Origin of the sequence: Pseudomonas putida, assembly GCF_002906855.1 — a bacterium.
GTDB classification, from domain to species: Bacteria; Pseudomonadota; Gammaproteobacteria; order Pseudomonadales; family Pseudomonadaceae; genus Aquipseudomonas; species Aquipseudomonas putida_N.
The window spans coordinates 741111-767368 of record NZ_MINI01000038.1; the positions used below are offsets into that span (position 1 = coordinate 741111).

Genomic DNA, 26258 nt, shown 5'->3' on the forward strand with positions numbered 1-26258 from the left:
TTGAGCACGATACTCGAACCCGGGCAGATCGAAGCGTCGGCGGTGATGCCGCCGTTTCTGCATCTGCCGCCTGCCAATCTGTTTGCACTGCGCGCAGTGCGCCTGGAATACCTGGCCGAGGGCAACGCCCTGGGTGATTACCTGCAATTGATCGCTCAGTTGTGCCGCGTCCAGCAGCAGCTTGTGGATAACCCTCCCGGCGGGTTGCCGGTGGCCGAGGAGCGTCAGCGCCTGTGCATAAGTCATGGCCTGCCGCCGCTGGCAGCTGACAGCCTGGTGCGTGAGGGGCCGTGGCTGGTCTGGTTGCAGGCCTTGCTTTCGCACTTCGATAGCGAGGCCAGTGGCGCGCTGGGTGAGGCGCTGCAAACCCTGCGTGACAGTGACGAGACTCAGCGCAAGGGCTGGGGTATCGCCTTGCTGTCCGGGCAATACGACGCGGTGCCGGCGGCGTTGGTACCGTTCATTGGCGCTGCCTTGCAGGCCGCCTGGTCGAGCTGGTTGCTGGCGCTGCCTGCCCCTGAATTGAAGGCTGCCGGTAGCCTGGCGCAGTGCCCGGCCTGTGGTTCGCCGGCAATGGCCGGGGTGGTGCGCAACCGTGGCAAGCACAACGGCCTGCGTTATCTGGCCTGTTCGCTGTGCGCCTGTGAGTGGCATGTGGTGCGGGTCAAATGCGTGTATTGCGAGTCGAGCAAGGATTTGCGCTACACCAGCCTTGAAGACGACCGCCATGTGCCGGGGAAGGCGCCGCTGCGGGCCGAATGCTGCCCGGAATGCGAGAGCTACCTGAAGCAGAATTACCTGGAAAACGATGCGGCGGCCGAGCCGTTGGCCGACGACTTGGCCAGCCTGGCGCTGGACATTCGCCTGGACGAGGAGGGCTTCCATCGCCTGGCACCTAACCTGATGCTTGCGCCTGGGTAGTGAGGGAGTGTCTACACTGTAATACCGAGTCGCCTGTTTCGCTGGACAAGCCCGCTCCTACAGGGACATGCGTTCTCCCTGCAGGAGCGGGCTTGTCCAGCGAAAGGGCCATCAATGACAACGGATCAGTCCAAGGTAGTACCGCATGTCCTCCAGCCTAGCCAGCGACACCCCACGCCTGCCCTCCATCGACACCCTCCTGCGCCACCCGGCCTGCCTTGCGCTGATCGACCGCCACGGTCGCGACGCCGTGCTGGCCACCTTGCGCCAGCTGCTCGATGACTTGCGTGACCCCGCCCGCAACGGCGAGCTCAGCGGCGCCGAACTGGCCCCTGAAATCCTCCTTGGCCGTACCGGCGAACGCCTGTCGATTCAGCAGCGCAGCCAAGTCCGCCGCGTGTTCAACCTCACCGGTACCGTCCTGCACACCAACCTCGGCCGCGCACTGCTGCCCGAGGAAGCGGTCGAGGCCATGCAGACTGCCGCCCGCTACCCGCTCAACCTGGAGTTCGACCTGGCCACCGGCAAGCGTGGCGACCGTGACGACCTGATCGAAGGCCTGATCCGCGAGCTGACCGGCGCCGAGGCCGTCACCGTGGTTAACAACAATGCCGCCGCCGTGCTACTGGCGCTCAACAGCCTGGGCGCACGCAAGGAGGGCATCATTAGCCGCGGCGAGCTGATCGAGATCGGCGGAGCCTTCCGCATCCCCGACATCATGGCCAGGGCCGGGGTCAAGCTGCATGAGGTCGGCACTACCAACCGCACCCACGCCCGCGACTATGAAGCCGCCATCGGCCCGCGCACCGGCCTGCTGATGCGCGTGCACTGCAGCAACTACAGCATCCAGGGCTTCACCCATCAGGTACCGACGGCCGAACTGGCGCGCATTGCCCACCAGCATGATCTGCCACTGCTCGAAGACCTCGGCAGCGGCAGCCTGCTCGATCTCACGCGCTGGGGCCTGCCCGCCGAACCGACAGTACGCCAGGCCCTGACCGATGGCGCCGATATTGTCACTTTCAGCGGCGACAAGTTGCTGGGCGGCCCCCAGGCCGGGATCATTGTCGGTCGCAAAGCGTTGATCGCCAGGATCAAGAAGAACCCGCTCAAGCGTGCACTGCGCGTCGACAAGATTACCCTTGCGGCACTCGAGGCGGTGCTGGCGCTGTACCGCAACCCCGACCGCCTGGCCGAGCGCCTGCCGAGCCTGCGCCTGTTGACCCGCAGCCAGGCCGAGATCCAGGCCCAGGCCGAACGCCTTGCCCCCGAACTCAAGGCACACCTGGGTGAACAGTGGCGGATCAGCGTCGAGCCCGCGCTGGGCATGATCGGTAGTGGCAGCCAGCCGGTGGCGCGCTTGCCCAGTGCGGCGCTGTGCCTGCGCCCGCAAGTATCGAAGAAGCTGCGCGGGCGCAGCCTCCATGTGCTGGAGCGGGCCCTGCGCGACCTGCCGGTGCCGGTGCTCGGGCGTATCGATGACGACGCCTTGTGGCTCGACCTGCGCCAGCTTGACGATGAGGCCCAGTGGCTGGCGCAACTGCCGGCCTTGCAGTTGGGGCCAGTGCAATGATCGTCGGCACTGCCGGCCACATCGACCACGGCAAGACCGCGTTGCTTCAGGCCCTCACCGGGCAGGCCGGTGACCAGCGCCAGGAAGAACGCGCCCGTGGCATGACCATCGACCTCGGCTACCGCTACGCGGCGCTGGCCGAAGGTGCGGCGCTGACCGGTTTCATCGATGTGCCGGGGCATGAGCGGTTTATCCACAACATGCTGGCCGGCGCTCATGGTATCGACCTGGTGCTGCTGGTGGTGGCCGCCGACGACGGGGTAATGCCGCAGACCCGCGAGCACCTGGCGATCATCGAGCTGCTGGGTATTCCCCAGGCATTGGTGGTGATCAGCAAATGCGACCGGGTCGAGCCCGAACGCCTGGCCGAGGTGCAGGCGCAGGTCAGGGCATTGCTGGCAGAGGGGCCTTATGCCAAGGCTCGGCAATTCCCCGTGTCGAGTGTCACCGGGGAGGGTATCGATGTTTTGCGCCGGGCCTTGCTGGAGGCCGAAGTGCGGGTGCGCCAGCGCAGCGTGCGCGGCGGTTTTCGCCTTGCGGTCGATCGGGCCTTCGCCGTGACCGGCGCCGGGGTGGTCGTGACCGGCACGGCACTGGCCGGGCGCGTCAGTACCGGCGACACATTGCTGCTGGGCAAGGCCGGCAAGCCGGTGCGGGTGCGTGGCCTGCACGCGCAGAACCAAGTGGCATTGGTGGCAGAGGCCGGCCAGCGGGTGGCGTTGAACATCACTGCCGAACGCCTGGCGGTGGAGCAGGTGCACCGAGGCGACTGGTTGATGCCCGAATGGCTGCATGCACCCAGCGTGCGGGTGGACATCGAACTGTGCCTGCTGCCCGGGGAAACCCGCATTTTCGAGCATTTCAGTGCTGTTCACGTACACCTCGGTACCCAGGATGTGACGGCCCGGGTGGCCTTGCTCGAAGGCGAAACCCTGGCCGCTGGCCAACGCATGTTTGCCCAGTTGCTGCTCAACGCGCCGTTGCAGGCGGTTCACGGTGACCGCCTGGTGCTACGGGATCAGCGTGCCCAGCGCACCCTTGGCGGCGGCAAGGTGCTCGACCCATTCGCGCCGAGTCGGCAGCGCCGCAGTGAAGAACGCCTGCGCCAGCTACAGGTGCTGCGTGATGCCGAGAGCCTGGAGGAGGCACTGCCGGCCTTGCTTGCCAGTGCGCTCGGTGGCCTCGACCCGCAGCGCCTGGAGCGCCAGTTCAATCGCCAGCGCGATACCTGGTTGTTGCCCAATGATGTACTGGTGGTAGCCACACGCCAGGGCCCGTTGCTGTTTGCCAAAGGTCGATGGCTTGCGCTGAAGCATCAGGTGCTGCAGCAGCTGGCGCGTTTTCACGAACAGGAGCCTGACCAGCTCGGCCCGGACCGTGACCGCCTGCGGCGCTTCGCCGCCTTGCCGCTGGAGCGTCCCGCGTTTGTCAGCTTGATCGATGAGCTGCTTAATGAGGAGGTGATAGCCAGCAGCGGGCCATGGCTGCATTTGCCTGATCACAAGGTGCAGTTGAGCGCCGCCGACAGTGTTTTGTGGGAGCGACTGCAGCCGAAGTTGCTGGCAGGGCAATATGACCCGCCCTGGGTTCGGACGTTGGCTGCTGAAGAAAACTGCGCGGAGGCGGATGTGCGCCTGCTGCTGCGCAAGCTGGCCCGTCTGGGCCTGGTGCATCAGGTAGTGCGCGACCTGTTCTACCCAGAGGTGACGCTAGGGCGCATGGCAGAGCTGCTGCTGGGGCAGGCCAGCGAGACGCCGATAGTGCAGGTTGCTGCGTTTCGCGATATGTTGGGCATCGGTCGCAAGCGCAGTGTGCAGATTCTCGAATACTTCGACCGCATCGGCTTGACCCGTCGGGTGGCCGACCAGCGCTACATTCGCGCCGACAGCGCCCTGGCCCAGCAGCAGGCCAGGCACTGAGTTCAAGGAAGGCAATCGCGCCCGGTGGCGCGGCCGGGCTTCAAACCCGGTTGGGGACGGCAGCCGTTCCCGGGCAGGTTCGACTCCCGCTGCCTTCCGCCATTCTTACTGCCAGTCAGGGCCTTTGTGTGAGCGGGCTTGCCCCGCGAAGAGGCCCTGGCAGGCGATAATCAGGCTCGCTCCCCGCACAGATCCAGCGCAAACCACCGCTCCGCCGCATCGACATCCAGCCCGGCCCCCAGCAGCGCAAACATCTTGCCCAGCGCCGCCTCACGGGTCATGCCACCACCACTGACCAGTCCGGCGCCACGCAAGCGGTTACCCGCTGCATAGGTATCAAACACCACCGCCCCTTCCGGACACTGGCTGATGGCAGCCAGCAGCACACCACGCTGGCGCGCTTCACGTAGCACGTCGAGCAGCGCCTGGTCATCCGACGGCCCGGTACCGCTGCCATAGCATTCCAGCAGCAGACCTTGCACGCCGCTGTCGAGCAGTGCCTTCAGGTGCCCGGCCTGCAGGCCCGGGAACACCGGCATCACCGCCAGGTTGACTGGCTGGCGCTGCTGCCGATAGCCCAGGGCAGCAGGCAGTTCGGCGGCACGCTCACCGTCACGATGGCGCGGCAGCGCGGCAAAGGCATCGAAGGCCTCGCTGCGCAGCTTCGAAGCCCGGCAGCCATGCAGCAGCTGGCCGTGGAAGTACAACTGCACGCCAGCTTCCATGCCCTGTTCGACCAGGCGCAAGGCCCCGCACAGGTTAGCCCAGGCATCGCTGCCCGGCGCACCGGCCGGCAGCATCGAGCCGGTCAGCAGCACCGGCACCGGCAGGCCCAGCAGCAAGAACGACAGCGCCGCGGCGCTGTAGGCCAGGCTGTCGGTGCCATGCAGCACCAGCACACCGTCATGGCCGGCGTCCACCGCCTCGACGATGGCATCGCGCATCGCCAGCCAGTTGTGCTGCTGCATGTTGGCGCTATCGAGCAGCGGGTTCATATCCTGTAGTGTCCATTGCACCTGGGGCGCATCGGTCAGCTGGGCGAGGTGTTCGCGCATCCGCGCATCGAAACCACCGGCCGGTGCCAGGCCTTCGGCGGTTTCGAGCATGCCGATGGTGCCACCGGTGTAGAGGACAAGGAGATTCTTGACTGCACGCATGGAAAACATCCGTAGCGGTGAGCGGAGGTAGAGCAGCCGCCCACGGACGGGGCGGCTGGGCAGGGCAGGATATCAGCGCTGCAGCTGAGCTTGGCCGACTGCTTTGTCAGTGGCTGTTTCCGCCTGCAGATTGGCAGGCCAGGCGTTGCGGTCCAGATCCAGGTCGGCGAACTTCGACGAGTCGAACACTGGCTGCTTGATGCCAGCCTTGCGCTGGTCATCATAGTCGCGCATCACCCGCAGGCCGACCTTGAACAGCAGGGCCAGGGCCACCAGGTTGACGAAGGCCAGGCAGGTCATGGTGATGTCGGCGAAGGCGAACACGGTCGACAGGTCCTGCATCGAACCCCACACCACCAGCGCCAGTACCAGGGCGCGGAACGCCAGCAGTACCATGCGGTTGCGGCTGAGGAACTGCAGGCTGTTCTCGCCCAGGTAGTAGTTGTAGAGAATGCAGGTGAATACGAACAGCGACAGTGCCACGCTGACGAACAGGCGACCCCAGTCACCGACCACGGCGGCCAGCGAGTTCTGGGTCAGGACGATGCCGTCACCTTCGAAGCCTGGGGTGTAGAAGCCCGACAGCAGGATCAGCAGCGCGGTGCAGGTGCAGATCACGAAGGTGTCGAGGAACACGCTGAACGCCTGGACCACGCCCTGGGCGCCCGGGTGCTTCACCGCAGCCACGGCGGCCACGTTTGGCGCACTGCCCAGGCCTGCTTCGTTGGCGAACACGCCACGCTTCACGCCCATGACGATGGCGCTGCCGAGCAGGCCGCCGAATGCCGGGTCGAGGCCGAAAGCGCTCTTGAAGATGGTTTCCAGCATGGCCGGCACGTGCTCGATCTGGGTGCCGATCACGTACAGGGTCACGCCGATGTAGGCCAGGGTCTTGATCGGTACCAGCAGGTCCGACACCGCCGCGATGCGCTTGATGCCACCGAGGAAGGTGATGGCCAGCAATACGGCCAGGACAATGCCGGTGTGGCGCGGGTCGAAGGCGAAGGCGTTCTGCAGCGAGTGGGTCACGGTATACGACTGCAGGCCGATGAAGGCGAAGCCGTAGGTGACCAGCAGCAGGATCGAGAACACGATGGCCATGCTTTTGCGCTTCAGGCCGTGCTGGATGTAGTAGGCCGGGCCGCCACGGTACAGGCCGTCGCCGTCGGCGCGCTTGTACACCTGGGCCAGGGTGCATTCGAAGAAGCTGCTGGCCATGCCGACCAGGGCAGTGACCCACATCCAGAACACCGCGCCTGGGCCACCCAGGGTCACGGCGATGCCGACACCGGCGATGTTACCGGCGCCCACGCGGCCGGCGAGGCTCAGCATCAGGGCCTGGAAGGAGCTCAGCTGGCCTGCCTGGCCACGCAGCGATTCCTTGAATACAGCGAACATGTGGCCGAAGTGGCGGAACTGAACGAACCGGGAACGGATGGTGAAGTAGCTACCCAGCCCCACGATCAGCACGATGAGAAGTTTCCCCGAGAGGAAATCGTTGATTACTTCGAGCATTGGAAAATGACCTCGATTCTTATTGTTCGCGTGGAAAGACAGCGGACGGCAGGCGCACCGCTATTCGTTGGGGCGCATGGTTGGCCATGACAAAGGTGGTTACAATTTCGCGGGTTGCTCTGATTTGGTGCGACTTGATGCTAGACTGGCATCATTCGCGTCACCTGAGCCCCCTGTCATGAGCGATCATTTCGCGACCAACCTCAAACTGGCCTGCAGCCATTACCGCTCTATCTCGGAAGTTTGCCGCCAGCTGTCGATCAACCGCGCGCAGTTCAACAAGTACCTGAGCGGCCAGAGCCGCCCGACGCCGTTCAACCTCAAGCGCATCGGTGATTTCTTCGGTGTCGAGGATTACGAGCTGAATTTGCCGGCCGAACAGTTCGCTCGCCTGATCGGCGCACGTGTGTCGGCGGTCTCCGACCAACCCGACGACCCGATCAGCGAACTGTTCCGCCCACTGCACGAACACGCCGGCAACCTGTCACGCTATTGCGGCTATTACTTCGAGTATTCCAACTGCATGTCGGTACCCGGCACCATCCTGGTGTCGCTGGTGCACCTGTGGGAAGAACGCGGCCGGTTCCTGTTCGAGCGCCAGGAACGCCAGGAGCGCTCCAGCGCCACCGACCAGCATGCCGAGGTGCGCTGCCGCTACCTGGGCGCGGCGTTCCAGCTGCAGGACCGGATGTTCCTCATCGACTACGAGTCGCTGACTTTCAACGAGATGAGCCAGACCATTCTTATCCCTAGCTTCAAGAGCCGCATCACCCGCCTGAACGGCCTGAAGTCCGGGGTGTCCAGCGGCGACCGGCGCAACCCGGCATGTACCCGGGTGGTGTGGGAATACCTGGGGGAGGAGATCAACCGCATCAATGCCTATCGGCAGGTCAGGCTGTACCGGCCGGATGACCCACGCATCGATGACGATGTGCGTGAGCGGTTAAGTGTAGGGCCGTTGCGTAACAGCCTGTTCGAAATCGAATGATGACGCCTTCAAAGCGTCAGCCGGCGTAGCCACTCGCCGATTGGGTTGCCTGAGTCGAGCAACAACTTGGTTGCCATGATGCAGCACACGCAGACCAATAATGGTTTGATCAGGCGGGGGCCGAAGTACACGGCGCAGCGAGCGCCCAGTTGAGCACCGACAAACGCCGCGCTTGCCATGGCCAGCGCTAGAGGCCAGATGATTGCTCCGCTCAGTGAAAACACTGACAGTGCGCCCAGGTTGCACGCGGCGTTCAGCAGCTTGCTGTTGCAAACGGCCTGTAGCAGATGCTGGCCCAACAGGATGACGCAGGCGAGCATGAAGAACGAGCCGACGCCTGGGCCGAAGATCCCGTCATAGAAGCCAATGACTGGCGCCACGGCAATGCAGAACACGCTGGTTGAAAGCTTCGCCTTGCGCGACTGCTCATTGGGTTTCGGGCTGAACGCGAAATACGCGGCTACCAGAATCAGCAGTATGGGAACGGATGCCTGCAGTAGCGTCTTAGGTATCAGGCTGACTGACAAGGCGCCGAGCGCGCCGCCGATGAAAGACATAAGTGCCATTGGGCTGCCACATTTCCAATCGATCATGCCTTTACGGGCAAAGGCGCATGTAGCCGATACCGTAGCCGAAGCGGCCTGAAATTTGTTGGTGGCAATCGCCGCCAGAGGTTCGATACCGGCTACAAACAATACCGGCAGTGTAATCAGGCCGCCGCCGCCGGCGATCGCATCGAAGAAGCCGGCGGTGAAAGCGACTAGGGCGAGTATGAGAATGAATGAAAAATCGAGTTCGATCATCGGGTAACTTCCTGTTCTCAGCCACGAACCAGCAGCGGGTCTTCAGCGATCACGATGGGTGCAGCGAAACGGGAGTATCCGAACTGGCGCACCAGTAAGCGTCGGTTGTCCTGAATGATGTTGCGGCCATGCAAGGCGCGCCCGTTGTTGATCAGCAGCGCGGTGTCAGCCTGCAGGTCGAACGTCTCGGGTTGCGCGCTGTGCACGGCTTCCTGAAATGCATCAAAAGCACGGGCAACTGTGCTGTCAGCATTGTCATTGAGCGAAAAGCGGTAGCTGTTGTACCGAAGCGAGAAGCCGCCATTGGCGTTGTACTGCAGTATCGACACGGCTTTACCTGGATTGCCGTGCCCGTGAGCGAAGCAGTCACTGCGGGTGAAGTCGAAAGAAGGCGAAGTAAGGGCAAGTACATCAAGGCTGGCCATGCCTTCGATGATGCCGCGAAGTGGAATTACATGCGTCGGTTCATGGGCAGGGTTCCAGCGTGCGGTGAGGATCAGTGCGCAAGGCGCGGGTGAGTGGCCATCACTGGCAATTGTTGAACAGTTGTAGGGCGCTTCGGTGTGTGGTCCCAGCTGCAATCCCGCATGTGAGCTGATTTCGATTTCAGCATCGGGTCTCTCGTCGGGCCTGGGGATGCAGCCGCCCCCTTTGAAGTTACCGACCAGGCGCACTTGCTTGCCTTCATTGTCGATGTCGAAAGCGAAACTTCGATGTTGCGCCAGCGCCAACAGCACTTGGTTGCGTGAAGCCAGGTATTGGCAGCGGTTGCTGCGCGCCATTACTGAAATGTCCGCCAACTGCTCTGGGGCCGAATCGGTGGGGCAAGGCATTCCCCTGAACATCAACGCGGATAGCAAGCCGTCGCTAAAACGCTGCAGTGTCGATTTTTGATCAGTACTCAATGTTGATTTGAGCTGCTTGGCGAACAAGCTTGCCTGATCTGCCACTTTTCCAGCCTGAGGTCCCCCTAAGCCGTTAAGAAAATCGCTTGCAAGGTCTATGGCGTGTGCTTGCCCCTGGTTGAAGTCCAGATACGCGACTTCTGAATGCGGCATGGAACGTTCCTTGTAAAAATGGGTGAAGTACCCCTGCCGCCGCTCGAAAAATGCTTCAGCAACCGGCAAGTAGACAGGTCAACAATTCAATGTCGTTATGCTGTTGAACTAAAGTCAGCTTGTTCGTTGAGAGCTGTAGGAGAATTCATCTTGTAATCGCGCTGATCGATGAGGAACCTGGACATTGGTGCCGTCCAGACCCCGTGTTGGACTTCCCCGCCCGGAAACCGCAAAATGGCTCCTTTCCTTCTATCAACCTGTTCGGATCTGCTGACTCTATGCGTATGCGCCTGATGCTGTTGGGTGGTGGCAATGCCCTCGGGCAAGCGCTGATTCGTCTCGGGGCCGAGGAGGACATCGCATTCCTGGCACCTCGCCCGCCGGAGAACGGCTGGGCTCCGGCCAGCCTCACTCAGCTGCTTGACGATCATCGCCCCGATGCCGTGGTCAACCTGGCCTACTACTTCGACTGGTTCCAGGCCGAGTCGGTCAGCGATCAGCGCCTGGCTCTGCAGGAGCGGGCAGTGGAGCGGCTGGCGGAGTTGTGCCAGCACCACCAGATCACCCTGGTGCAGCCTTCTAGCTACCGGGTGTTCGACGGTTCGCGGGCCACGGCCTACAGCGAGAAGGATGAGCCGGTACCGCTGGGCCAGCGTGGCCAGGCCTTGTGGCGTATCGAGCAGAGCGTGCGCGCGGCGTGCCCGCAGCATGTGCTGCTGCGCTTCGGCTGGTTGCTGGACGAAAGCATCGACGGTGCCCTTGGCCGCTTCCTGACCCGTGCCGAGCAACCGCAGGAGCTGCTGCTGGCTGATGACCGCCGCGGCAACCCGACGCCGGTCGACGATGCCGCGCGGGTGATCCTCTCGGTGCTCAAGCAGCTCGATTGCAGCGCACCGCTGTGGGGCACCTACCATTACGCCGGCAACGAAGCGACCACGCCGCTGGCGCTGGGCCAGGCAATTCTCAGCGAGGCTGGGCAGTACCGTCAGCTTGCCGTACAGGCGCCGACCGCGCAGGCCCATGCCGCACGGCCGGATGCCAGCGAAGAGCCGCAGCACGCGGTGTTGGCCTGCAAGAAAATACTTCACACTTTCGGCATCAAGCCGCGTGCCTGGCGCGCAGGCTTGCCGCCACTACTGGATCGATTCTACCGCCATGGCTGATGCCCCCATCCTGATCACCGGCGGTGCCGGCTTCATTGGCTCCCACCTGTGCGATGCGTTGCTGGCCAAGGGCTTTGCCGTACGTATTCTCGACGACCTTTCCACCGGCAAGCGCGACAACCTGCAACTGGGCAACCCGCGCCTCGAACTGATCGAGGGTGATGTGGCCGATGCCGAGCTGGTTCAGCGTGCCACTGCCGGTTGCGGTGCCGTGGTCCATCTGGCTGCAGTGGCGTCGGTGCAGGCGTCGGTCGAAGACCCGGTGAAGACCCATCAGAGCAACTTCATCGGCACCCTCAACGTGGCCGAGGCCATGCGCGTACATGGCGTGCGCCGCGTGCTCTTTGCATCGAGCGCGGCGGTATATGGCAACAATGGCGAAGGCGAGTCGATTGCCGAGGACACGCCGAAGGCGCCGCTGACGCCCTATGCGGTGGACAAGCTGGCCAGCGAGCAGTACCTGGACTTCTACCGCCGCCAGCATGGCCTGGAGCCGGTGGTGTTCCGCTTCTTCAACATCTTCGGCCCGCGCCAGGACCCATCCTCGCCGTACTCCGGCGTGATCAGTATCTTCAGTGAACGGGCGGTGCACGGGTTGCCGATCACCGTGTTTGGTGACGGCGAGCAGACCCGTGACTTCCTCTACGTCGGCGACCTGGTGCAGGTGATGGTGCAGGCGCTTGAGAAGCCGCAGGTGGAAGAGGGCGCGGTGAACGTCGGCCTGAACCAGGCAACTTCGCTGAACCAGATGCTCGAGGCACTGGAGCAGGTGGTGGGCAGCTTGCCGGCGATCAGCTACGGCCAGGCGCGCTCGGGTGACATTCGCCATTCGCGGGCGGACAACCAACGATTGCTGGCGCGCTTTGCTTTCCCTCAGCCGACCCCAATGGTCGAGGCTTTGGCCAAGCTGCTCGGCAAGGCTTGAGATAGCCGGGGCCGCAAAGCGGCCCCAGGTTCATGAATGCCGCACAACCTTGCGCAGGCAATCCTCCGCTGCCAGAAGCCTGCCATCCTCGGATCGCACCTGAAGAATTCCGACTGGTCGCCCCTTGGCACTGTCCACCAACTCCGACCGCGCTTCCCCCGTCGCGAACAGATACCGCTCCCCCCACTGGCGCAACCCCACCACTATCGGAAACAACGCCCGCCCTTTCTCGGTCAGCACATATTCCTTATAGGCGCTGCCATCGGACGCCGGCTGCAACGTCATCAAGCCACTCTCCACCAGCAGCTTCAACCGCGACGCCAGGATGTTCTTCGCCAGCCCCAGGTTCTTCTGGAACTCGCTGAAACGGCGTAGGCCATCGAAGGCATCACGCAGGATCATCAGCGCCCAACGGTCACCCAGCACTTCCAGCGCTCGGGCCACAGGGCATTGAGCATTCACTTCATCGAGCATTGGCAGCACCTGCATGATTCATCTGGTTGCAGATTAAAACCACATTTGCTAAATATCCATCATGTGGTTTCAAATTGAAACCAGATGTGAAGGAATCAGCCCGATGAATCGCTGGATAACCCTGTTGCTTGCCGCCACCTGCGCCATGGCAGTGGCCACGGTCTATTTCGCCCAGCCTCTGCTCGAGTCGATCGCCAGCGATCTGGGGGTGGCGCAGCAGCAGATCGGTTGGGTAGTTGGTGCGACCCAGGCGGGTTATGCCCTTGGGTTGATCCTGATCGTACCGCTGGGCGATCTGATCGAGCGCAAGCGCCTGCTGCTGGTGCAGTTGCTGGTTGCCGCTCTGGCCCTGGTCGGTGTTGGCCTGGCACAGGACTGGCTGGTTCTGCTGGCAGCCCTTGCCCTGGTCGGGCTGATGGCGGTCATGGTGCAGGTGATGGTCGCCCACGCCGCGACCCTCGCCACCCCAGCCAGCCAGGGCCAGGCGGTGGGTACGGTCACCAGCGGGGTCGTGCTGGGCATCTTGCTGGCGCGTCTGGTCTCGGGAGCGCTCGCCGACCTGGCCGGATGGCGCAGTGTGTACTTCGTGGCGGCGGCACTGCTCATGCTGATGGCCGTGGTGCTCTGGCGCTGGCTGCCAGTGAGTCGGTTACCCGCGCAACGACCTGGCTACCTGCAACTGATTGGCTCTTTGTACGCCTTGTATCGCCACGACAGCCTGCTGCGCCGGCGTGGGTTGCTCGGCCTGCTGATCTTCGCTGCATTCAGCGTGCTGTGGAGTGCCATGGTGCTGCCCCTGAGCGCACCTGCGCTTGCGCTCAGCCATACCGAGATCGGCCTGTTCGGCCTGGCAGGTATCGCCGGCACCTTGGCGGCGTCGCGAGCCGGGCGTCTGGCTGATCGAGGGCTGGGCGAGCGCACCACCGGCCTGGCGCTGGCGCTGTTGACGCTGTCATGGCTGCCGACAGCCTTCGTTGGTCAATCGTTGGCGTTGTTCGTGCTGGGTGTGCTGATGCTGGATTTCGCCGTGCAGGCGGTGCATGTCACCAACCAGAGCCTGCTGCTGGCGGGGCGTGGTGCGATGGCCAGCCGCTTGATCGGCGCCTACATGTGTTGCTACTCGATCGGCAGCGGTTTGGGGGCGGTGCTGGCGAGCTGGGTGTATGCGCGCTGGGGCTGGGCTGCGGTATGCGGGCTGGGGATGGTGATCAGTGGGCTGGCCCTGGGGTACTGGTCTTGGGGGCAACGAGAAAGGGCGACCGAGGCCGCCCTGTCGTGTTCAGGTCAGAACTTGTAGCCAAGGCCGACCATGTACACCCAAGGGTCGACATCGACGTCGACCTTGGTCTTGCTGTAGCCCAGGGCGGTCGGGCCATTGACGCTGGCCTTGGTGTCGATGTCGACGTACCAGACCGAGGCGTTGACCAGCAGGTTGTCGGTGATCATGTAGTCCATGCCCAACTGGCCGGCGATACCCACCGAGTCCTGCAGCTTGAGGTTGCTGAAGCCCTGCTGCTTGCGCTCGCTGGTCAGGTCTTCGTCGAAGAACAGGGTGTAGTTGATGCCGACGCCGGCATAGGGCTGGAACTTGGAGTTAGGCTCCATCGGGTAGTACTGCACGGACAGGGTCGGTGGCAGCTGTTTGATGTCGGCCAGTTTGCCGTCCAGCCCGCCGCCCAGGCCTTTGACGCCTACGCTGTGCTTGAACGGGGTTGCGGCCAGCAGCTCCAGGCCGATGTGGTCGGTGAGCATGTAGGCGAAGGTCAGGCCCAGCTGGGTGTCGCTGTCCAGGGTCGCCTTGGTGCCCGACACCTTGTTGCCGTCGAATTTCAGGTCGCCGCTGCTTTCGTTCGGGGCAGTGGTGATGGCACCGGCACGGACGATGACATCACCCGCCTGGTGGGCGTGGGCAACAGGGGCGGCGAGCGCAAGGGCCACAAGCGAGGCGCCGAGCAAGGACTTGTTCATGGAAGCTCCCAAAGGACGTGAGTAATCGAGTAGTCCAATGGTACGGATGCGTCTGAACCGAAAGTTTGACCCAGCTCAAAGAAGCGTCGTCACGAATTCGAAACAGTTCTCACTTGAGAACATAAGCGTATATTTTCTCTGCTTCCATCTGATATCCGGCGTCGGCCAATTCGCTGCTGGAGGCTCTAACCTGCATCTTTCCCTCGATCCAGTAGGGCTGGTAGAGGTCCTCCACACGCACACCCATTTCGCTGAAAATGTGCACGATCTGGTTCGAGGGCGGGGGCGGCACATGGATGCAGGCGCCGTAGTAAGGCACCAGCAGGAACTCCGTGGTGCGGCCTTCTTCGCTCACCTCCAGCGGTACGATGTAGCCCGGGATCTTGACCTGTTGGCTATCGAGGCTTTTCACCACCGGGGCGTCGGGCGCCTGCTGGCGTGCCGGCGGGGCCGACTCGGCAGACAGCGCGTCGCTCAGCTGCGACATGTCGTGCAGCGGTGCCAGTTGTGGCGGGATGACCGGCGCGCCTTCGGGAATCAGCGCGGGCCAGTCCAGTTCGCGTACCTCGCCGGCCCACACAGGGGCGGCAAGGAACAGGATCGATAGCAGTAGTACGCGGAGCATGGTGCGTTCTCAAAGGTGAATGGACAGGCCATCGGCCAGCGACTGCCGATAGGCACGCCAGGCCGGTACGCTGCCCATCAGCAGCGCTGCGCCAAGGATGATAGCCAGCAGCGTCCATTCATGTGCGCTGGGCAAGGTCAGGGGCAGGTACAGTCCATAGTTGGCCTGAAGGTAGCCCTGGGCCAGGGCGATGCCCGCATACAGCAACCCAAGCCCTGCGGCGATGCCCGTCACCGCCAGTGCCAACGCTTCAAGCACCAGCAGCCCGGCGATATGCCATGGCCGCGCACCCACCGACCGCAAGATCGCCATCTCCCGGCGGCGTTCGTTGAGGCTGGTGAGAATCGCTGTGAGCATACCGATCAAGCCGGTCAGCACCACGAACAGCGACACCACGAACAACGCCTGCTCGGCGGTGCCCATCAGGCTCCACAGCTCCTGCAAGGCAACCCCAGGCAAGATCGCCAGCAACGGCTCGTTGCGGTATTCGTTGATCTCGCGCTGCAGGCTGAAGGTGGCGATCTTGTTGTTCAGGCCAAGCATGAACGCGGTGATGGCTGCTGGCTGCAGGTCCATGGTCCGCGCCTGTTCCGCACTGATGCGCCCTGCACCGCGGGCCGGCACGCCGTTGTGCCAGTCGATGTGGATGGCCTCCATGCCGCCAAGGCTGATGTGCAGAGTGCGGTCGACTGGCGTGCCGGTGCGCTTGAGCACGCCGACCACGGTGAACGGCTTGTCGTCGTGCTTGACCAGGCTGATCGCGGCGACACCGTGCGCCAGTACCAGCTTGTCGCCCAGCTTGTAGTGCAGCGCGTCAGCTACTTCGGCGCCGAGCACCACTTCGAACGGGTCGCTGGCGAATTCACGGCCCTGGCTCAGCTCCAGATGCTGCTTGCGCCCGTACTGGTAATGGCTGAAGTAATCGGTGGTGGTCCCCATCACACGGTAGCCACGGTGCGAGTCACCCAGCGAGATCGGGATCGCCCACTTCACCCGTGGGTCCTGGGCATAGTGCTGGAAGCTGTCCCAGCGGATGTTGTTGGTGGCGTTGCCGATACGGAACACTGAATACAGCAGCAGGTTCACCGAACCCGAGCGGGCGCCGACGATCAGGTCGGTGCCGCTGATGGTGCTGGCAAAGCTGGCGCGCGCTTCGGTGCGCACGCGTTCGACGGCCAGCAGCAGGCACACCGACAGGGCGATGGCGAAGGCGGTGAGGAATGCGGTGAATCGGCGGTTGGCCAAGCTGGCCAAGGCAAGACGGAGCAGGTACATCAGGCCTCCTGGGGCTTGGCGGCGCGGTTGAGTTCGGCCAGGGAAAGATGACGGTCGAACAGCGGTGCCAGGCTCTGGTCATGGCTGACGAACAATAGGCTGGAGCCGGCTGCGCGACATTCGTCGAACAGCAGGCGGATGAACGCTTCGCGGGTGTCGGCGTCCAGGGCCGAGGTCGGCTCGTCGGCTATCACCAGTTCGGGCTGGCCGATCAGCGCGCGTGCAGCAGCAACGCGCTGCTGCTGGCCGATCGACAGGCTGTCGGCACGCCGTGCGAGCAGCGCCGGGTCACCCAGGCCCAGGTGCGCCAGCAGCTCGCTGGCGGCCTGGTCGACACTACCGTGGCGCTGGATGGCACGCTCGGCGCGGCTGCGCGAGAAACGGCAGGGTAGCTCGACGTTCTCGCGCACCGAGAGAAACGGCAGCAGGTTGAACTGCTGGAAGATGTAGCCGGTATGGTCGACCCGGAAGCGGTCACGCGCACCCTGGCCGAGCAGGGCGAGGTCCTGCCCGAGCAACTGGATACGCCCCTGGCCCGGCCGGTTGACCCCGCCGAGCAGGCCCAGCAGGGTGGTCTTGCCACTGCCGCTGGGGCCCTTGAGGAACAGTGCTTCGCCGGCTTCCAGGCAGAACGCCGGGATATCCAGCAGCGGCGCCTGGCCGGGCCAGGCGAACACCAGGTCCTGCAGTTCAATCAACGCCTGGCTCATTTCAGAACGCGACCACGGCCTTGGCCGGCGAAGTCTCGACCCCTTTCTGGCCGTTCGGGCCGATCAGTTGCACGTTGATCTTCTGGGTGGCCGGGAAGGCCTTGTACAGCGGGGAAAGGTCGATCTGGGCGAGTTTTTCCGGGGTGGCGCAGGTCAGCTGGTAGTGGGCATTGATGTCGCTGTGCACGTGGCCTTTCTCGTGCTCGTCACCGTCGTCGTCAGCCTTGGCTGCATCGCCGAACAGCGGGCTTTCCAGCTCTTGCTGGTCTTCCTTGCAGCCGGCGGCCGAGGCCAGGGCGAACAGCTTCAGCGGCTGTTCGAGTTGCTGGCGCACGGCGGCAACCTTGGCCTTGTCGGCGTCGCTGCTGGCCATGTGCTCGAAGCCGACCAGGTTCATCGCCGGGCTGTCCAGCTCCAGCTCCAGGGTGTTGCCGTCGAGCACGGCATTGAGCTTGGCCACGCCATGCTCGTGGGCGCCGAGGGTGCCGTGGGCGTGATCATGGTCATGTTCGTCGTGGGCATGGGCCACGGCCAGGGGCAGCAGGGCGAAGGGCAGGGCGAGCAGCAGACGACGCATGGACGACTCCGGGAGCGGGCTGGAAGATTCGGTTATGTTATAACAACTTTTCTTCGCGTCGCCAGCCTGTGTGGCGCAGGTTTCATGTTGCGGTAGCATGGTGCATTGACCTGAGTTCAAGGAACGCATCGTGAGAATTCGTGGACAGATTGGTGACTGGCCGGTGGACCTGACCATCGAACTGGAGCCGCAGGAGTGGGCGCAGTTGGGGCGGCAGATCGAGGTGCCGGGGGCTGAACCGGTCGCCGCGGTAGCAGCGCCGCGCCAGGATGATAGGCAGTGGCACGCGGCATGTGAGGTGCTTCGCCTGGCCGGGCAGATGAGCGGGCCGGAGTTGCTCGACCGGCTGGAGGGGCTGGCCGGGAGTACGGCGGCGGGCAAGCGGCTGCTGGTGCGCTTGCGGCACAGCAGTGAGGTGAAGGTGGAAAGTGGCGTGGATGCGCCGGTGTATCACTGGGTGGGTTGAGGCTCTGGATTCTGGGGCCGCAAAGCGGCCCCGGCAATCTCAAATTCAGAACATGGCGGAGGACAAACGGCGGCGGTAAACACCCACCAGCGGATGATCACTGCCCAGCAGTTCGAACACTTGCAGCATCGCCTTCTGCGGCAAGCCGTTCTCATACCCACGATTACGCTGGAACAGCTTCAGCAACCCGTCCAGTGCTGCTTCATACTGCTGACGCGCCAACTGCTGTACACACAGCTGGTAGGTCGCCTCATCATCCTGCGGATTCTGCGCCAAGCGGCTCTTCAAGTCGGCAACTTCCGGCAGGCTGGCGGCCTGGCGCAGGAAGGTCAGCTGCGCCTTGGCACCGGCCAGTGCAGCCTTGTGCTCGTCAGTCTTGACCGCATCCAGCACCACTTGAGCCTCGCCCAGTTCGCCACGCTCGGCCAGGCAACGGGCATACAGGATCAGTGCTTCGGCATTGCTGTTGTCTTCACCCAGCAGTGCCTTCAGCGCAGCCTCGGCCTCGGCGAAACGGCTTTCGGCGAACAGCACCTTGGCCTGCTCCAGCGGCGAAGCGGCTGGCGCGGCCGGCAGCTGCACATGAGGCTCGAGCATGGCGCGGATCGCCGATTCCGGCTGCGCACCGGCAAAGCCGTCAACCGGCTGGCCATCCTTGAACAGCACCACGGTCGGCAGGCTGCGGATGCCGAACTGGGCCACCACTTGCTGCTCGACGTCGCAGTTGATCTTGGCCAGCAGCAGCTCGCCCTGGTAGCCCTCGGCGATCTTCGCCAGCAGCGGCATCAGCGCCTTGCACGGCGCGCACCACTCGGCCCAGAAGTCCACCAGCACCGGTTTGTGGAAGGAGTTCTCGATCACCAGTTGCTGGAAGGTGGCATCGGTAGCGTCGAAAATGTAAGGCGTGTCTTGGGTCATCGCGACTCTCGCAAACTCGTGGATAACACCACTATAAGGTGTCGCGGCTGGCGTGGTACAGGCTGACCCGGCGGAATTCGTGCGGCTCGGCCAGGTCCGGCAGGGTCAGGGCTTCGAGCACGCCAAGCTGGCGGTAAAGCGGGTGGCTGAAATCACGGACACGCGAGTCGGCCACCAGTGCCTGGCGGCCACGGCTCAGGAAGGCATCGAGCAGCGGCAGGTTGGCGCAGTCATAGAGCACGTCGGCGACCAGGATCAGGTCGAAGCGGTCGGCTTCGGCGAAGAAGTCGCTGCTGTATCCCAGTTCGACATCGTTGAGCAGGGCATTGGCACGGCAGGCTTCCAGGGCCAGCGGGTCGAGATCACAGGCGATCACTTCCAGTGCCCCGGCACGGGCCGCCGCGATCCCGGCGATGCCGGAGCCGGCGCCAAAGTCCAGCACGCGCTTGCCGGCGACCCACTCGGGGTGCGCACCCAGGTAGCGGGCCATGGCCAGGCCGCTGGCCCAGCAGAAACTCCAGTACGGCGGTTCTTCGAGGATGCGCCGGGTTTCCTCACTGCTGAAGGCGCGGTCCATGTTCTGATCATCGATCAGCCACAGCTTCAGTTCGCACTCGGGCAAGTCGCTGACCACCAGGCGCGCTTCGCCGATCAGGCCGCTGAGGGCCTGTTGCAGGGCAAGCGGCGCCACTTACGGCGCCTTCTCGAAGCGCAGCGGGCCAGTGGCCTGGGTCTGGGCCTGGATGATACGCACGGGGGGCAGGTGCATGATCAGCTGGCCGGAACTGCTGGCGCGCCCGCGCAGCTCGACGCGGGCCCCGGCAGGGAAGGCTTCGGGGTTGAAACGCAGGTGATAGGGCAGGGCCTGGCCGGTGCCGGTCAGGGTGCTGCTGGCCAGCAGCTGTTGCGGGCGGTCACGGTCGTCGATGACCAGCAGTGCCAGCTCCACGTCGGCGCCGGCGGGGATTTCCAGCAAGGTGCCGCTCAATTCACGCTGATAGGCCGGCAGCGGGCCAAGCGGTTCGGCATTTTTCGCCACCTTGGCCGCTGTTGGTGCGGGGACTGCTTCGGTCTTGGGGCGGTCACTGCCGCAGGCAGCGAGCAGGGAAGCGCAGCACAGCACGACGAGCGCACGAAGATGCATGGGTGGGTCCTTCACGGGCAGAATTGTATGGATGTTAACCCCTTTGGCTTGTCTTGCCAGTGCAATGCGCTACCATGGCCCTCCCTTTTTTTGTTGCCTGCCACCATGCACTGTCCCTTTTGCGGTGCCAACGACACCAAGGTCATCGACTCGCGTCTGGTCGCCGAGGGCGAACAGGTGCGCCGCCGCCGTGAATGCGTTGCCTGCGGCGAGCGCTTCACCACCTTCGAAACCGCAGAGCTGGTATTGCCCCGGCTGATCAAGCAGGACGGCACGCGCCAGCCCTTCGATGAAGACAAACTGCGCGCCGGCATGCAGCGTGCGCTGGAGAAGCGCCCGGTCAGCGTCGAGCGCCTGGAAGCTGCGCTGGCGCATATCAAGAGCCGCCTGCGCGCCACTGGCGAGCGTGAGGTCAAGTCACTGGTGGTAGGCGAAATGGTCATGGCCGAGCTGCGCAAGCTCGACGAAGTGGCCTATATCCGCTTCGCCTCGGTGTACCGGCGCTTCCAGGACCTTGACGAATTCCGCGAAGAAATCGACCGCCTGGCCCGCGAGCCGGCCAAAGAGTGAGCATGCCCAGCCAGACCGCGATCCTCGACGCCCATTACATGGCCCGCGCGCTGGAGCTGGCGCGCAAGGGCGTGTACACCACCCACCCCAACCCGCGCGTGGGTTGCGTGATCGTCCGCGATGGCGAGGTAGTCGGTGAAGGCTGGCATGTGCGTGCCGGCGAGCCGCATGCCGAAGTGCATGCCCTGCGTCAGGCCGGCGAACTGGCCCGCGGCGCCTGCGCCTACGTGACCCTGGAACCGTGCAGCCACCATGGCCGCACGCCGCCGTGCGCCGAAGCGCTGGTCAAGGCCGGCGTGGCCCGTGTGGTCGCCGCCATGCAGGACCCCAACCCGCAAGTCGCAGGCCGAGGCCTGCGGCGCCTGGCCGATGCCGGCATCATCGTGGCCAGCGGCGTGCTCGAAGCCGAGGCCCGCGCCCTCAACCCCGGGTTCCTCAAACGCATGGAACACGGCCTGCCGTTCGTTCGCGCCAAGCTGGCCATGAGCCTGGACGGCCGCACCGCCATGGCCAGCGGCGAAAGCCAGTGGATCACCGGGCCCGCAGCCCGCTCGGCGGTGCAGCGCCTGCGCGCCCGCTCCAGCGCGGTGCTGACCAGCGCGGCCAGCGTGCTGGCCGACAACGCGCGGATGACCGTGCGTGGCGCCGAGCTGGGCCTGGATGCCGAAACCACCGCCCTGGCGCTGAGCCGCACGCCGTTGCGCGTGCTGATCGACGGCCGCCTGCGTTTGCCGCTGGACGCGCCGTTCTTCCAGGCCGGCCCGGTACTGGTGGTCACCGCCGTCGCAGATGACCCGCGCTTTGCCGCTGCCGGCCATGAACTGCTTAGCCTGCCGGGCGACAATGGCCAAGTTGACCTGCCAGCACTGTTGCAGGTGCTGGCTGCGCGCGGCGTCAACGAAATCCTGCTGGAGGCCGGTGCCGGCCTGGTCGGCGCCTTTGCCCAGCTGGGCCTGATCGACGAATACCAGCTGTTCGTCGCCGGCACCTTCCTCGGCTCCCAGGCCCGGCCATTGCTGGACTGGCCGCTGGACAAGATGAGCCAGGCACCGCGGCTGAAAATCACCGAAATGCGCGCAGTGGGCGATGACTGGCGGGTCACGGTCATCCCTCTGCCAGCGCCCGGCGTATAATGCCTGGCTTGCCCCGCGCAACCTGTTTCTGAGGAAGTCCCCATGTTCACCGGCATCATCGAATCCATCGGCACCATCCGCAGCCTGACCCCCAAGGGCGGTGACGTGCGCGTCTACGTCGAAACCGGCAAGCTCGACCTGGGTGACGTAAAGCTCGGCGACAGCATCGCCGTCAACGGCGTGTGCCTGACCGCCGTCGAGCTGCCGGGCAACGGGTTCTGGGCCGACGTCAGCGTCGAAACCCTCAAGCGCACCGCGTTCATCGACCTCAAGAGCGGCAGCAAGGTCAACCTGGAAAAAGCCCTGACCCCGACCACCCGCCTGGGCGGCCACCTGGTCAGCGGCCACGTCGACGGCGTCGGTGAAATCATCTCGCGCAGCGATAACGCCCGCGCCATCCAGTTCCGCGTGCGCGCGCCCAAGGAGCTGGCCAAGTACATCGCCCACAAGGGTTCGATCACCGTCGACGGCACCAGCCTGACGGTCAACGAGGTCAATGGCGCCGAATTCGAGCTGACCATTGTCCCGCATACCCTGTCCGAAACCATCATGGCCGACTACCGCGCAGGGCGTCGGGTCAACCTTGAGGTCGACTTGCTGGCCCGTTACCTGGAGCGTTTGCTGCTGGGCGACAAGGCTGCCGAACCGAGCAAGGGCAGTGGCATCACCGAAAGCTTCCTGGCCGCCAACGGCTTCATGAAATCCTGATTGAGAAGGGGGTGCCGAGTGGCGCTCAACAGCATCGAAGAACTGGTCGAAGACATCCGCCAGGGCAAAATGGTCATCCTCATGGATGACGAAGACCGCGAGAACGAAGGCGACATCATCATGGCGGCCGAGTGCTGCCTGCCTGAGCACATCAACTTCATGGCCAAGCACGCCCGCGGCCTGATCTGCATGCCGATGACCCGCGAGCGCTGCGAAACCCTGAAACTGCCGCTGATGGCGCCGCGCAACGGTTCGGGCTTCGGCACCAAGTTCACCGTGTCGATCGAAGCCGCCGAGGGCGTCACCACCGGCATTTCCGCCGCTGACCGCGCGCGCACCGTGCAGGCTGCCGCTGCCAAGGACGCCAAGGCCGAAGACATCGTCAGCCCAGGCCACATCTTCCCGCTGATGGCCCAGCCGGGCGGCACCCTGGCCCGCGCCGGCCACACCGAAGCAGCTTGCGACCTGGCGCGCATGGCGGGCTTTGAGCCGAGCGGCGTGATCTGCGAAGTGATGAACGACGACGGCACCATGTCGCGCCGCGCCGAGCTGGAAGTGTTCGCCGCCGAGCACGGCCTGAAGATCGGCACCATTGCCGACCTGATCCACTACCGCATGATCCACGAGCGCACCGTGCAGCGCGTCTCCGAGCAGCCGATCGAGAGCGAGCTGGGCGAGTTCAACCTGGTTACCTACCGTGATGCGGTGGAAGGCGACGTGCACATGGCCCTGACCCTGGGCAACATCTGCGCCGAAGAGCCGACCCTGGTGCGCGTGCACAACATGGACCCGCTGCGCGACCTGCTGCTGGTCAAGCAGCCGGGCCGCTGGAGCCTGCGCGCGGCCATGGCCGCCGTGGCCGAGGCGGGCAGTGGCGTGGTACTGCTGCTGGGCCACCCGCTGGACGGCGACGTGCTGCTGGCGCACATCCGCGAGAGCGCGGGCGATGCACCGACCAAGGCACCGACCACCTACAGCACCGTCGGTGCCGGTTCGCAGATCCTGCGTGACCTCGGCGTGCGCAAGATGCGCCTGATGAGTTCGCCGATGAAGTTCAATGCGATATCCGGATTCGATCTGGAAGTTGTAGAATACGTGCCCTCCGAGTGACTTGAGGCGGCATTGACGCCCTGAGCTCGAGTCCAGACCCCTGTCGAGGCCGCTTGTATGCGGCCTCGCTCTTGAAGATGAGAATATCGGAATGACCCTGAAGACCATCGAAGGTACCTTCATCGCCCCCAAAGGTCGCTATGCTTTGGTGGTTGGCCGCTTCAACAGCTTCGTCGTCGAAAGCCTGGTAAGCGGCGCCGTTGATACCCTGGTACGCCACGGTGTCAGCGAAAGCGACATCACCATCATCCGTGCCCCGGGCGCGTTCGAAATCCCGCTGGTGGCACAGAAAGTCGCCCAGCAAGGTGAATACAACGCGATCATCGCCCTGGGCGCAGTGATCCGTGGCGGTACCCCGCACTTCGAATACGTGGCGGGCGAATGCACCAAGGGCCTGGCCCAGGTGTCCATGGAGTTCGGCGTTCCGGTGGCCTTCGGCGTTCTGACCGTCGACTCCATCGAGCAAGCCATCGAGCGCTCCGGCACCAAGGCTGGCAACAAAGGCGGTGAAGCTGCCCTGTCCGCTCTGGAAATGGTCAGCCTGCTGGCGCAGTTGGAGGCCAAGTGATTAGCGACGAAAGCGATCGTTTCAACCCGCGCGATCCAAAACCTGCGGATGCCGGCAAGCCATCGAAGAGCGCCAAGCGCCGCGAAGCCCGCAAGCTCGCGACCCAGGCCCTGTACCAGTGGCACATGGCCCAGCATTCGCTGAACGAGATCGAAGCGCAGTTCCGGGTGGATAACGATTTCACCGATGTCGACGGTGCCTATTTCCGCGAGATCCTCCACGGGGTCCCGGCGATCAAGGGCGAAATCGACAAGGCGCTGGTGCCTTGCATGACCATCGCCCTGGAAGAGCTCGACCCGGTCGAGCTGGCCGTGTTGCGGCTGTCCACCTGGGAACTGATCAAGCGCGTCGACGTACCGTACCGCGTGGTGATCAACGAAGGCGTGGAACTGGCCAAGGTCTTCGGTGCCACCGACGGCCACAAGTTCGTCAACGGTGTGCTGGACAAGCTCGCCCCGGCCCTGCGTGAAGCAGAAGTCAAGGCGAATAAGCGCTGATTCTGGCGCTGCCTGCCCATGGGTGAGTTCGAGCTGATCAACCATTACTTCGCCGCCGCGCCTTGTGCGCAGGGCGGCGAGGGTGTGGCCCTGGGTATCGGCGACGACTGTGCCCTGCTGGACCTTCCACCCGGTGAACAACTGGCGGTGTCGACCGACACCCTGGTCGCCGGGGTGCATTTCCCCGCGGTGTGCGATCCGCTGCTGCTTGGCCAGCGCTCGTTGGCCGTGGCGGCCAGTGACCTGGCGGCCATGGGCGCGACGGCGATCGGCTTCACCCTCGCCCTGACCCTGCCTGATGTCGGCCCCGACTGGCTGGCGGCCTATGCCGACGGTCTCAGCCGTATGGCCCACCGTTGCCGCATGAGCCTGATCGGTGGGGATACCACCCGTGGTCCGCTGAGCATCACCGTCACCGTGTTCGGCCGCGTGCCGGCCGGCCAGGCGTTGCGCCGCAGCGGCGCACGGCCGGGCGACCTGCTGTGTGTCGGCGGCTCGCTCGGCAAGGCGGCAGGGGCGTTGCCGCTGGTACTGGGTGAGCGCGAGGCGCCGGTGGAACTGGCCGAGCCGCTGCTCCAGCACTACTGGTCGCCGATGCCTCAGCTCAACCTGGGCCAGCTGCTGCGCGGCCGGGCCACGGCGGCGTTGGACATTTCCGATGGCCTGCTCGCCGACTGTGGGCATATCGCCAAGGCGTCCGGGGTCGCACTAGAGGTGAACCTGGCGCAGGTGCCAGTGTCTCCTGCATTGGAAGCCTTCCTTGGCCAGGATGCGGCACGGCTGGCAGCGCTGACCGGTGGCGACGACTATGTACTGGCCTTCACCCTGCCGCCTGCGGCGCTCGCCCCGCTGACCGACCTCGGTTTCGCCGAGGTGCACGTGATCGGCCGCGTGCTCGAAGGCCAGGGCGTGACCCTGCGCGACTCGCAGGGCCAGGACATCACCCCGGTTCAACGGGGCTATCAACACTTTAGGGAGACACCGTGACCGACCACCCCAACCAGGTGCCTGCGGAGTTCGTTCCGCCATCGGTCTGGCGCAACCCGTGGCACTTCATCGCCTTTGGCTTCGGCTCTGGCACCCTGCCCAAGGCCCCCGGCACCTGGGGGTCGATGGTTGCGATCCCGTTCATCCCGCTGTGGCAGATGCTGCCCGACTGGGGCTACTGGCTGCTGCTGGGCGTGATGATGCTGTTCGGCTTCTGGCTGTGCGGTAAAGTTGCGAATGACTTGCGTGTGCACGACCATGAAGGCATTGTCTGGGACGAGATGGTCGGCATGTGGATCACCCTCTGGCTGGTGCCGGAAGGGTGGCAGTGGATCCTCGCCGGGTTCCTGATGTTCCGCTTCTTCGACATTCTCAAGCCATGGCCGATTCGCTGGATCGACCGCCATGTGCACGGGGGTGTCGGGATCATGCTCGACGATATCCTGGCCGGTGTTTTCGCCTGGCTGGGCATGCAGATTCTGGTGTGGGCGGTAGGCTGAAGCGGG

At 64.3% G+C, this 26258-nt stretch carries 29 protein-coding genes and 1 tRNA gene; 17 read left to right on the forward strand and 13 right to left on the reverse strand.

What is annotated here, in order from left to right:
* The 4 genes from fdhE to BGP85_RS15940 all read left to right on the forward strand — a co-directional run bounded on the left by fdhE (position 1) and on the right by BGP85_RS15940 (position 4515).
* Complete coding sequence (gene fdhE, locus BGP85_RS15925; RefSeq protein WP_103448775.1) at positions 1–921, forward strand: formate dehydrogenase accessory protein FdhE; 921 nt, start codon at positions 1–3, stop codon at positions 919–921.
* 145 nt (positions 922–1066) lie between these two features.
* A complete protein-coding gene (gene selA / locus BGP85_RS15930) occupies positions 1067–2494 on the forward strand; it encodes an L-seryl-tRNA(Sec) selenium transferase (protein ID WP_103448776.1) in 1428 nt (475 codons plus the stop codon).
* Positions 2491–4413, forward strand: a complete 1923-nt coding sequence (selB, locus tag BGP85_RS15935; protein ID WP_103448777.1) for a selenocysteine-specific translation elongation factor — start codon at positions 2491–2493, stop codon at positions 4411–4413. Before selA ends, selB begins: the two co-directional genes overlap by 4 nt.
* A 6-nt stretch (positions 4414–4419) precedes the next feature.
* Positions 4420–4515: transfer RNA gene (locus tag BGP85_RS15940), tRNA-Sec, on the forward strand.
* A gap of 68 nt (positions 4516–4583) precedes the next feature.
* Here BGP85_RS15940 and BGP85_RS15945 read toward each other — a convergent pair.
* Both BGP85_RS15945 and BGP85_RS15950 read right to left on the reverse strand, forming a co-directional pair.
* The gene (locus BGP85_RS15945; RefSeq protein ID WP_103448778.1) at positions 4584–5570 is read right to left on the reverse strand and encodes an asparaginase; all 987 of its coding nucleotides are present in this window, start codon (positions 5568–5570) and stop codon (positions 4584–4586) included.
* Positions 5571–5642: 72 nt separating this feature from the next.
* Positions 5643–7085 carry an alanine/glycine:cation symporter family protein gene (locus BGP85_RS15950; protein ID WP_103448779.1) on the reverse strand — a complete coding sequence of 481 codons (1443 nt, stop codon included), beginning with the start codon at positions 7083–7085 and terminating at the stop codon, positions 5643–5645.
* Positions 7086–7263: 178 nt separating this feature from the next.
* Here BGP85_RS15950 and BGP85_RS15955 point away from each other — a divergent pair, with 178 nt between their 5' ends.
* Positions 7264–8073, forward strand: a complete 810-nt coding sequence (locus tag BGP85_RS15955) for a helix-turn-helix domain-containing protein (protein WP_103448780.1) — start codon at positions 7264–7266, stop codon at positions 8071–8073.
* Between the two features lie 8 nt (positions 8074–8081).
* Here the strand turns inward: BGP85_RS15955 and BGP85_RS15960 are convergent, their stop codons facing one another.
* Positions 8082–8876 carry a TSUP family transporter gene (locus BGP85_RS15960; RefSeq protein ID WP_103448781.1) on the reverse strand — a complete coding sequence of 265 codons (795 nt, stop codon included), beginning with the start codon at positions 8874–8876 and terminating at the stop codon, positions 8082–8084.
* A 17-nt stretch (positions 8877–8893) separates the two neighbouring features.
* Positions 8894–9934: a hypothetical protein gene (locus BGP85_RS15965; protein ID WP_103448782.1), complete on the reverse strand. Its 1041-nt coding sequence runs from the start codon at positions 9932–9934 to the stop codon at positions 8894–8896.
* Between the two features lie 278 nt (positions 9935–10212).
* On the opposite strand from BGP85_RS15965, the gene BGP85_RS15970 reads away from it, so the two are divergent.
* Together BGP85_RS15970 and BGP85_RS15975 are read left to right on the forward strand one after the other, a co-directional pair.
* Positions 10213–11097 carry a sugar nucleotide-binding protein gene (locus tag BGP85_RS15970; protein ID WP_103448783.1) on the forward strand — a complete coding sequence of 295 codons (885 nt, stop codon included), beginning with the start codon at positions 10213–10215 and terminating at the stop codon, positions 11095–11097.
* Positions 11090–12022 (forward strand): NAD-dependent epimerase/dehydratase family protein, encoded by a 933-nt coding sequence (locus BGP85_RS15975; protein WP_103448784.1) that lies wholly within the window; start codon positions 11090–11092, stop codon positions 12020–12022. Before BGP85_RS15970 ends, BGP85_RS15975 begins: the two co-directional genes overlap by 8 nt.
* Before the next feature lie 30 nt (positions 12023–12052).
* Here the strand turns inward: BGP85_RS15975 and BGP85_RS15980 are convergent, their stop codons facing one another.
* Complete coding sequence (locus tag BGP85_RS15980) at positions 12053–12496, reverse strand: winged helix-turn-helix transcriptional regulator (protein WP_103448785.1); 444 nt, start codon at positions 12494–12496, stop codon at positions 12053–12055.
* Between the two features lie 61 nt (positions 12497–12557).
* On the opposite strand from BGP85_RS15980, the gene BGP85_RS15985 reads away from it, so the two are divergent.
* Complete coding sequence (locus BGP85_RS15985) at positions 12558–13793, forward strand: MFS transporter (protein WP_374755318.1); 1236 nt, start codon at positions 12558–12560, stop codon at positions 13791–13793.
* Here BGP85_RS15985 and BGP85_RS15990 read toward each other — a convergent pair.
* From BGP85_RS15990 to BGP85_RS16010, 5 genes are all read right to left on the reverse strand, one after another.
* On the reverse strand, positions 13781–14464 hold the full coding sequence (locus BGP85_RS15990) for an OmpW/AlkL family protein (RefSeq protein ID WP_054886541.1): 684 nt from the start codon (positions 14462–14464) through the stop codon (positions 13781–13783). The two genes, BGP85_RS15985 and BGP85_RS15990, sit on opposite strands and share 13 nt — an antisense overlap.
* Before the next feature lie 109 nt (positions 14465–14573).
* On the reverse strand, positions 14574–15089 hold the full coding sequence (locus tag BGP85_RS15995) for a DUF3299 domain-containing protein (protein WP_103448786.1): 516 nt from the start codon (positions 15087–15089) through the stop codon (positions 14574–14576).
* A gap of 9 nt (positions 15090–15098) precedes the next feature.
* On the reverse strand, positions 15099–16364 hold the full coding sequence (locus tag BGP85_RS16000; protein ID WP_103448787.1) for an ABC transporter permease: 1266 nt from the start codon (positions 16362–16364) through the stop codon (positions 15099–15101).
* Positions 16364–17074: an ABC transporter ATP-binding protein gene (locus tag BGP85_RS16005; RefSeq protein ID WP_103448788.1), complete on the reverse strand. Its 711-nt coding sequence runs from the start codon at positions 17072–17074 to the stop codon at positions 16364–16366. The genes BGP85_RS16000 and BGP85_RS16005 overlap by 1 nt, the downstream gene beginning before the upstream one ends.
* Position 17075: 1 nt before the next feature.
* A complete protein-coding gene (locus tag BGP85_RS16010; RefSeq protein WP_103448789.1) occupies positions 17076–17651 on the reverse strand; it encodes a DUF2796 domain-containing protein in 576 nt (191 codons plus the stop codon).
* 130 nt (positions 17652–17781) lie between these two features.
* Between BGP85_RS16010 and BGP85_RS16015 the strand changes: the two genes are divergently transcribed.
* Positions 17782–18117, forward strand: coding sequence for a hypothetical protein (locus BGP85_RS16015; RefSeq protein ID WP_103448790.1), 336 nt, complete (start codon positions 17782–17784; stop codon positions 18115–18117).
* Between the two features lie 45 nt (positions 18118–18162).
* On the opposite strand, the gene trxA is transcribed toward BGP85_RS16015, so the two are convergent.
* From trxA to BGP85_RS16030, 3 genes are read right to left on the reverse strand one after another with little or no spacing between them, the layout of a single operon-like run.
* The gene (gene trxA / locus BGP85_RS16020; protein ID WP_103448791.1) at positions 18163–19035 is read right to left on the reverse strand and encodes a thioredoxin; all 873 of its coding nucleotides are present in this window, start codon (positions 19033–19035) and stop codon (positions 18163–18165) included.
* A gap of 31 nt (positions 19036–19066) precedes the next feature.
* A complete protein-coding gene (locus BGP85_RS16025; RefSeq protein WP_103448792.1) occupies positions 19067–19726 on the reverse strand; it encodes a class I SAM-dependent methyltransferase in 660 nt (219 codons plus the stop codon).
* Positions 19727–20179, reverse strand: a complete 453-nt coding sequence (locus BGP85_RS16030) for a YbaY family lipoprotein (RefSeq protein WP_103448793.1) — start codon at positions 20177–20179, stop codon at positions 19727–19729.
* Positions 20180–20284: 105 nt separating this feature from the next.
* Here BGP85_RS16030 and nrdR point away from each other — a divergent pair, with 105 nt between their 5' ends.
* The 8 genes from nrdR to BGP85_RS16070 all read left to right on the forward strand — a co-directional run bounded on the left by nrdR (position 20285) and on the right by BGP85_RS16070 (position 26252).
* On the forward strand, positions 20285–20749 hold the full coding sequence (gene nrdR / locus BGP85_RS16035) for a transcriptional regulator NrdR (RefSeq protein WP_009685710.1): 465 nt from the start codon (positions 20285–20287) through the stop codon (positions 20747–20749).
* 2 nt (positions 20750–20751) lie between these two features.
* On the forward strand, positions 20752–21882 hold the full coding sequence (gene ribD / locus BGP85_RS16040) for a bifunctional diaminohydroxyphosphoribosylaminopyrimidine deaminase/5-amino-6-(5-phosphoribosylamino)uracil reductase RibD (RefSeq protein WP_103448794.1): 1131 nt from the start codon (positions 20752–20754) through the stop codon (positions 21880–21882).
* A 42-nt stretch (positions 21883–21924) separates the two neighbouring features.
* Complete coding sequence (locus BGP85_RS16045) at positions 21925–22590, forward strand: riboflavin synthase (RefSeq protein ID WP_103448795.1); 666 nt, start codon at positions 21925–21927, stop codon at positions 22588–22590.
* A gap of 18 nt (positions 22591–22608) precedes the next feature.
* A complete protein-coding gene (ribBA, locus tag BGP85_RS16050) occupies positions 22609–23700 on the forward strand; it encodes a bifunctional 3,4-dihydroxy-2-butanone-4-phosphate synthase/GTP cyclohydrolase II (protein ID WP_027917815.1) in 1092 nt (363 codons plus the stop codon).
* Between the two features lie 91 nt (positions 23701–23791).
* Positions 23792–24268: a 6,7-dimethyl-8-ribityllumazine synthase gene (ribH, locus tag BGP85_RS16055; RefSeq protein ID WP_103448796.1), complete on the forward strand. Its 477-nt coding sequence runs from the start codon at positions 23792–23794 to the stop codon at positions 24266–24268.
* Positions 24265–24765 (forward strand): transcription antitermination factor NusB, encoded by a 501-nt coding sequence (nusB, locus tag BGP85_RS16060; protein ID WP_003255393.1) that lies wholly within the window; start codon positions 24265–24267, stop codon positions 24763–24765. Before ribH ends, nusB begins: the two co-directional genes overlap by 4 nt.
* An 18-nt stretch (positions 24766–24783) precedes the next feature.
* Positions 24784–25752, forward strand: coding sequence for a thiamine-phosphate kinase (gene thiL / locus BGP85_RS16065; protein ID WP_103448797.1), 969 nt, complete (start codon positions 24784–24786; stop codon positions 25750–25752).
* On the forward strand, positions 25749–26252 hold the full coding sequence (locus BGP85_RS16070) for a phosphatidylglycerophosphatase A family protein (protein ID WP_027917812.1): 504 nt from the start codon (positions 25749–25751) through the stop codon (positions 26250–26252). The genes thiL and BGP85_RS16070 overlap by 4 nt, the downstream gene beginning before the upstream one ends.
* The last annotated feature ends 6 nt before the right edge of the window (positions 26253–26258 follow it).

Coding starts and splice junctions, on each gene's coding strand:
- selA (WP_103448776.1), top strand. CDS start 1,067: ATGTCCTCCAGCCTAGCCAGCGACACCCCACGCCTGCCCTCCATCGAC.
- selB (WP_103448777.1), top strand. CDS start 2,491: ATGATCGTCGGCACTGCCGGCCACATCGACCACGGCAAGACCGCGTTG.
- BGP85_RS15945 (WP_103448778.1), bottom strand. CDS start 5,570: ATGCGTGCAGTCAAGAATCTCCTTGTCCTCTACACCGGTGGCACCATC.
- BGP85_RS15950 (WP_103448779.1), bottom strand. CDS start 7,085: ATGCTCGAAGTAATCAACGATTTCCTCTCGGGGAAACTTCTCATCGTG.
- BGP85_RS15955 (WP_103448780.1), top strand. CDS start 7,264: ATGAGCGATCATTTCGCGACCAACCTCAAACTGGCCTGCAGCCATTAC.
- BGP85_RS15960 (WP_103448781.1), bottom strand. CDS start 8,876: ATGATCGAACTCGATTTTTCATTCATTCTCATACTCGCCCTAGTCGCT.
- BGP85_RS15965 (WP_103448782.1), bottom strand. CDS start 9,934: ATGCCGCATTCAGAAGTCGCGTATCTGGACTTCAACCAGGGGCAAGCA.
- BGP85_RS15970 (WP_103448783.1), top strand. CDS start 10,213: ATGCGTATGCGCCTGATGCTGTTGGGTGGTGGCAATGCCCTCGGGCAA.
- BGP85_RS15975 (WP_103448784.1), top strand. CDS start 11,090: ATGGCTGATGCCCCCATCCTGATCACCGGCGGTGCCGGCTTCATTGGC.
- BGP85_RS15980 (WP_103448785.1), bottom strand. CDS start 12,496: ATGCTCGATGAAGTGAATGCTCAATGCCCTGTGGCCCGAGCGCTGGAA.
- BGP85_RS15985 (WP_374755318.1), top strand. CDS start 12,558: ATGTGGTTTCAAATTGAAACCAGATGTGAAGGAATCAGCCCGATGAAT.
- BGP85_RS15990 (WP_054886541.1), bottom strand. CDS start 14,464: ATGAACAAGTCCTTGCTCGGCGCCTCGCTTGTGGCCCTTGCGCTCGCC.
- BGP85_RS15995 (WP_103448786.1), bottom strand. CDS start 15,089: ATGCTCCGCGTACTACTGCTATCGATCCTGTTCCTTGCCGCCCCTGTG.
- BGP85_RS16000 (WP_103448787.1), bottom strand. CDS start 16,364: ATGTACCTGCTCCGTCTTGCCTTGGCCAGCTTGGCCAACCGCCGATTC.
- BGP85_RS16005 (WP_103448788.1), bottom strand. CDS start 17,074: ATGAGCCAGGCGTTGATTGAACTGCAGGACCTGGTGTTCGCCTGGCCC.
- BGP85_RS16010 (WP_103448789.1), bottom strand. CDS start 17,651: ATGCGTCGTCTGCTGCTCGCCCTGCCCTTCGCCCTGCTGCCCCTGGCC.
- trxA (WP_103448791.1), bottom strand. CDS start 19,035: ATGACCCAAGACACGCCTTACATTTTCGACGCTACCGATGCCACCTTC.
- BGP85_RS16030 (WP_103448793.1), bottom strand. CDS start 20,179: ATGCATCTTCGTGCGCTCGTCGTGCTGTGCTGCGCTTCCCTGCTCGCT.
- nrdR (WP_009685710.1), top strand. CDS start 20,285: ATGCACTGTCCCTTTTGCGGTGCCAACGACACCAAGGTCATCGACTCG.
- ribD (WP_103448794.1), top strand. CDS start 20,752: ATGCCCAGCCAGACCGCGATCCTCGACGCCCATTACATGGCCCGCGCG.
- BGP85_RS16045 (WP_103448795.1), top strand. CDS start 21,925: ATGTTCACCGGCATCATCGAATCCATCGGCACCATCCGCAGCCTGACC.
- ribH (WP_103448796.1), top strand. CDS start 23,792: ATGACCCTGAAGACCATCGAAGGTACCTTCATCGCCCCCAAAGGTCGC.
- thiL (WP_103448797.1), top strand. CDS start 24,784: ATGGGTGAGTTCGAGCTGATCAACCATTACTTCGCCGCCGCGCCTTGT.